This window comes from Flavobacterium sp. (assembly GCF_044371705.1).
Classification (GTDB): domain Bacteria; phylum Bacteroidota; class Bacteroidia; order Flavobacteriales; family Flavobacteriaceae; genus Flavobacterium.
Map to the genome: position 1 here is coordinate 1 of NZ_JBILTE010000179.1, position 5190 is coordinate 5190.

Consider the following 5190-nt stretch of genomic DNA (forward strand, 5'->3'; position numbering starts at 1 on the left):
TAATCTTGTAAATATCATAAACTTCCAATATGGTAAAATCTATATAAAGAGGAATATAAAAAAATATTCATCAGGTTTTTATAAAGAAGAAAGAATCATAGATTCTAGTGATGGTGGAGCAATGCATTATGTAAATTATTACTTTTCTGAAAACAAAATCATAATTTCAGTTACAACAGAGGATATTTTTGAGCAAACTCAGTTAAATTGTTATTTAGACGAAATCTTAATCATTGGAAAAAAAAGCATTATAGAATATCAATATAGATTTAGCAACGACTTATATCTAACTAAGAATTTTAATTTAAGTAATGAACAACTATTAAATATTGACAATTTAGCTTTATCGCTATTTTATCAAAAAGAAAAGGTTGACGTTTATCATCATTCAATTAATTCTCTGAATAAAAACCACTTATGGGATTTAAACTCGTTTAATTAAAATAGTAATTCTGTTTTATAGTGCCACTGAACTTTATAAACCGTCGAGAAATACCTAAATTCATCCACTTCTAAAATTTTCTTCACTAAATTTGTGTCAAACCAAATTCTTCATCCCATGACACAGCACCAAGTAACCACCGATTGGAAAGGCAACATGCAATTTGAATCCAACAACCCGAGTGGTGAAACTTTATTAATGAATGCCGGACCTGAAAACGGAGGTGTTGGCGAAGGATTACGACCTAAAGCCCTGATGCTGGCCTCACTTGCCGGTTGTTCCGGATTGGATGTGGCTTCTTTGATTGAAAAAATGAAGTTAGCCGTTGACGATTTCAAAATTGAAACTACTGCTGATTTGACAGATGAGCATCCGAAAATCTATCAAAATGTTCGCGTTGTTTATCATTTTTACGGGAAGAATTTAGAAGAAAGTAAATTGGAAAAAGCGGTCAACCTCTCTGTTGAAAAATATTGCGGAGTTATGGAAATGTTTCGTAAATTTGCTACAGTTGCGATTGAAATTCAGTTTCATCACGCCTAAACTATATAAGCCATTCAAAATTACATTTTATGCGTTGGACACTCAAACCCAAACCTGAAACCGCCTTGGTTTCAGCTTTAGCTTCACAACTTCAAGTAGATGAAGTCATTGCCACTCTATTAGTTCAAAGAGGAATTACCTCTTACGAACAAGCCCGACAGTTTTTTAGACCTTCTTTAGATGATTTGCATGATCCGTATTTGATGAAAGATATGGACAAAGCTGCACAACGTATAGAGCAAGCTATTGCAAACAATGAAAACATCTTGGTTTTTGGCGATTATGATGTGGATGGAACAACTGCCGTTTCGTTAGTTTCTTCTTATTTGCGAAGTTATTACCCAAATGTCGCCACCTATATTCCCGACCGCTACGACGAAGGCTATGGTATTTCCTTTAAAGGAATTGATTTTGCCGAAGACAATGGTCTTTCACTCATCATTGCTTTAGATTGTGGTATTAAATCGATTGACAAAGTGGCGTATGCCAAAGAAAAAAACATCGACTTTATCATTTGCGACCACCACCGCCCCGGAAATGAATTACCTGATGCGATTGCGGTTTTAGACCCTAAACGAGAAGATTGCTCCTATCCGTTCGACGAATTATGCGGATGTGGCGTGGGTTTCAAACTTATTCAAGCCTTGGCACAACACAGAAACCAAACGATTGAAGATTTGATTCCGTATTTGGATTTAGTGGCAACAGCGATTGGTGCCGATATTGTTCCGATTACGGGAGAGAATCGCATCTTAGCAAAATTCGGTTTGGAAGTCATCAATTCCAATCCAAGACCCGGAATTAAGGCTTTGATTCAAAATGTCAAGAAAGAAACGCTGACTATTACCGATGTAGTTTTTATCATTGCTCCTCGAATCAATGCGGCGGGACGCATCAAACATGGAAATTATGCGGTTCAATTGTTAACCGAATTTGATTTGGAACAAGCATCGGTATTTGCCTCGGAAATTGAAACTTTTAACGTTGACCGAAAAAGTTTGGACAAACAGATTACAGTAGAAGCATTGAGTCAAATTGTTGCCAACAACGAGCAAGAACGATTCACCACTGTTGTTTACCACGAAAACTGGCACAAAGGTGTGATTGGAATTGTAGCTTCGCGATTGATTGAAACGTATTACCGTCCCACGTTGGTTTTTACAAAAAGTGGCGACAAGTTGGCAGCTTCGGCTCGTTCGGTGAAAGATTTTGATATTTATGAGGCATTGGAACAATGTGAAGAACATTTGGAACAATTTGGCGGACACATGTATGCCGCCGGTTTGACATTGAAAGAAAGTGACTTTGAAAATTTTAAAAACCAGTTTGAAAAAGTAGTTTCTGAAACCATTCCGGAAGAATTGCTTACACCCGAAATAAGTATCGATGCGGCTATTGACTTTTCTGATATTACCGATAAGTTTTTCAGAATTCTCAAACAGTTTGAGCCTTTTGGTCCTGAAAATATGACCCCTCTATTTTTAACGAAAGAACTAAAAGATACCGGTTTTGGAAAGCCGATTGGCACTGCTAATGAACATTTAAAATTGTTTGTCAAACAACATGACTCGCAAGGATTTGCAGCGGTTGGTTTTGGATTGGGATCAAAAATAACAGAAACCCAAAACAACCAATTGTTTCAAGCGGTTTATTCGATTGATGAAAATCAGTGGAACGGACAAACTAGTTTGCAATTGCGATTGCGAGATTTAAAAGAATTATAACTCTTTTCTGAATTCTTTTAATTCAAAAGTAGTTCCGTCAAAAACACCATAGGTAAAGTACGAAATCCAATCGCCTAAATTGATATAGGTTGCCTTTTCGCCTACCTTAATATGTAGCGGTAAATGTCGGTGTCCGAAAACAAAATAATCATGGTGTTTTGTTTCCAATTTTCGTTTGACATATTGCACCAGCCATTCGTTTTCTTCGCCTAAAAATTTCACATCTTCATCCCCTGAAATTAACTTATTCTTGACCGAAAGATATTGTGCTAGTTTCACCCCTACATCAGGATGCAACCATCTGAAAATAAACTTTGACAACGGATGGGTAAACACTTTTTTCATGCGTTTGTATCCTTTGTCGCCCGGTCCTTTGCCATCACCGTGTCCGATTAGAAAAGTTTGACCATTGAATTCGAATTCTTGATTATCAAAATAAACCGGAATATTGAGTTCCTTTTCAAAATAATCGTTCATCCATAAATCATGGTTCCCTACAAAGAAATAAATAGGTATGCCACTATCTCTGATTTCGGCTAATTTCCCTAAAACCCTTACAAATCCTTTGGGGACAACCGTTTGGTACTCAAACCAAAAATCAAACAAATCTCCCAACAGAAAAATGGCTGACGCATCTGTTTTGATTTCGTCCAACCAAGCCACAAATTTTTGTTCTCGCGGAAAACTTTTCTCTGACGTGGGAGCTCCAAAATGCTGATCGGATGCAAAATAAATTTTAGTGTTCAATGGGAAATAATTTGACCAAATATATAAAAAAACGCCTTTTTATCGATTTATTTTTAGTTTTAAAATAGGGAACAGATGTTCATCAAAAAATAACATTTGAACTTAATTATGTGAATTTCATCGATTTTCTTTGGTTTTAACTCTTAATAATTAGTTAACACAAAAAAATATTTTAATTTAGTAGGCTATTTATCAAACAACTTTAACTTTCATTTTATGAAAAAAATTACACTATTATTAATGTTTTTATATTCCTTCGTTGGCTTTGGCCAGCTTATTAATGAAGGATTTGAAGGAACGACATTTCCCCCTACCAATTGGTTGGTGACCGATAACGGGGTGGGAACAGCAAACTCATGGGTGCGAACCAGTGCTCAGCCAACGAATAGCGGCACGTGGACCGGTTTTATGACGCGTGAAAATATTGGGCTGGGTAATACTGCTCAAGACTGGTTAATTACACAGCAAATTTCAGTGCCTGCCGCTGGGATACACGAATTGAAATTTTTTTCCCGGTCTACTTTAGCGGGAAATCAAGGAACATTATATCAAATTCGGGTTTCAACAAATCCTACACAATCTAATTTAGCAGCTTATGCAGTTGTGCAACAGTATACTGAAAATGATTTGAGCGTTCCCTATACAGCCTATGAAGAAAAGACAATAAATCTTTCTGCTTTTGCAGGTCAAAATATACATATTGCATTTGTAATGGTATTTACACAGCCTACCGGTGCTTTAGGTGGTGACCGTTGGTTGTTAGACGATATAAAAGTGGCAGAAAAATGTTTGGATCCAACGAATTTAGCTACGTCTAATGAGACTTTAACGGGAGCTACACTTTCTTGGACAAGTACCGGATCTGCTACGCAGTGGGAAGTGGAAGTGGTGCAAGTACCAAATGCTCCTACAGGAACAGGTGTTGTAACCAGCAGCAATCCTGTAACAACAGCTGCTTTAGGTTTGACACTTACACAAGCGACTGATTATCAATTTTATGTACGAGCTTTATGTACTGCTGCAGGTTCTGAAAGTGCTTGGGTGGGTCCGTTTGACTTTTCAACCACTAGCCCGGGTGAAACTTGTGACGCACCTATTCTAATCGGATCTATTCCCTTTATCACAACCGATAATACAAGTAATTACGGTGATGATTACAACGGAAGTCCAGGTGGAGCCGGTTGCGGAACAGGTAGCCCTTATTTAAATGGTGATGATGTCGTTTATTCGTTTACAGCAACTGATAACATACCTGTAACAATCACCATGACTCCGACTGCTGCTTGGTCGGGTATTTTTATTTATAACAGTTGTGCCAACATTGGTGTAAGTTGTGTTGCCGGTGCGTTTGGTTCGAGCACTAACCCTAGAGTTATTGTTTTACCGCAAACTGCAGGCGTAACCTATTATATAGTTATATCAACTTGGGCAACTACTGCCGCAACGCAAAGTACCGGATATGGCCTAACCATCGTAAAAAACAGTTGTACCAACTTCACTGCTACCTTTGCGGTAGTTCCGGATTGTGTTAATGGAGCACAATTTTTTGCTACAGCAAACGTAACCAATATGGGTACTGCCACTTCAATTGTTGGAACTTCTAGCGTAGGCGGAGCTTCTCAAACAATTACAGCACCTGGTACCATGCAATTTGGCCCTTATCCAAATGGAACAAACGTATTATTGAATTTGCAAAACGCTAATGATCCAAACTGTTTTAGAAACAGTAATAAC

Annotated in this window: 5 protein-coding genes; 4 read left to right on the forward strand and 1 reads right to left on the reverse strand. The window is 37.6% G+C overall.

Annotation, left to right across the window (positions count from 1 at the left end):
* The 3 genes from ACIQ2S_RS10990 to recJ all read left to right on the forward strand — a co-directional run.
* Window positions 1-442: hypothetical protein (locus ACIQ2S_RS10990; protein WP_396175913.1), on the forward strand; the 442-nt coding region annotated here is incomplete at its 5' end.
* 117 nt (window positions 443-559) lie between these two features.
* The gene (locus tag ACIQ2S_RS10995) at window positions 560-985 is read left to right on the forward strand and encodes an OsmC family protein (protein WP_396175915.1); all 426 of its coding nucleotides are present in this window, start codon (window positions 560-562) and stop codon (window positions 983-985) included.
* Window positions 986-1014: 29 nt separating this feature from the next.
* On the forward strand, window positions 1015-2709 hold the full coding sequence (recJ, locus tag ACIQ2S_RS11000; protein ID WP_396175917.1) for a single-stranded-DNA-specific exonuclease RecJ: 1695 nt from the start codon (window positions 1015-1017) through the stop codon (window positions 2707-2709).
* On the opposite strand, the gene ACIQ2S_RS11005 is transcribed toward recJ, so the two are convergent.
* Entirely contained in the window at window positions 2704-3456 is a 753-nt protein-coding gene (locus ACIQ2S_RS11005; protein ID WP_396175919.1) for a UDP-2,3-diacylglucosamine diphosphatase, read from the reverse strand. The genes recJ and ACIQ2S_RS11005 overlap by 6 nt on opposite strands.
* Window positions 3457-3672: 216 nt before the next feature.
* On the opposite strand from ACIQ2S_RS11005, the gene ACIQ2S_RS11010 reads away from it, so the two are divergent.
* The coding region (locus ACIQ2S_RS11010; RefSeq protein ID WP_396175921.1) for a choice-of-anchor J domain-containing protein at window positions 3673-5190 on the forward strand (1518 nt) is incomplete at its 3' end.

Coding starts and splice junctions, on each gene's coding strand:
- ACIQ2S_RS10995 (WP_396175915.1), top strand. CDS start 560: ATGACACAGCACCAAGTAACCACCGATTGGAAAGGCAACATGCAATTT.
- recJ (WP_396175917.1), top strand. CDS start 1,015: ATGCGTTGGACACTCAAACCCAAACCTGAAACCGCCTTGGTTTCAGCT.